Origin of the sequence: Achromobacter sp. GbtcB20 (assembly GCF_019091095.1) — a bacterium.
GTDB lineage: Bacteria > Pseudomonadota > Gammaproteobacteria > Burkholderiales > Burkholderiaceae_B > Achromobacter > Achromobacter mucicolens.
Map to the genome: position 1 here is coordinate 1 of NZ_JAGXJZ010000790.1, position 244 is coordinate 244.

At 53.7% G+C, this 244-nt stretch carries 1 protein-coding gene; it reads left to right on the forward strand.

Annotation, left to right across the window (positions count from 1 at the left end; translation table 11 throughout):
* The first annotated feature begins 7 nt into the window (after nucleotides 1-7).
* Nucleotides 8-145: a DUF2905 domain-containing protein gene (locus KVT32_RS31130; protein ID WP_371825653.1), complete on the forward strand. Its 138-nt coding sequence runs from the start codon at nucleotides 8-10 to the stop codon at nucleotides 143-145.
* Nucleotides 146-244: the final 99 nt, after the last annotated feature.

The following is a 244-nucleotide window of genomic DNA, read 5'->3' on the forward strand; positions in this document are numbered from 1 at the left end:
GCCCTGGCTGCGGCGCCTGCCCTTCGGCCGCCTGCCGGGCGACATCCACGTCGTGCGCGAGGGCTTCAGTTTTCACTTTCCGATCGTGACCTGCATCGTCGTCTCGATCGTCATCACGCTGATTCTTTGGATCTTCCGGCGCTGAAAGCACGCCTTGCCCGTGCCGATATGTTGTCGCGCCAACACATGCTTGCATATTTTCTTTCCGATAATAAATTGCATTCTCTATAATTCTATTTTCTTT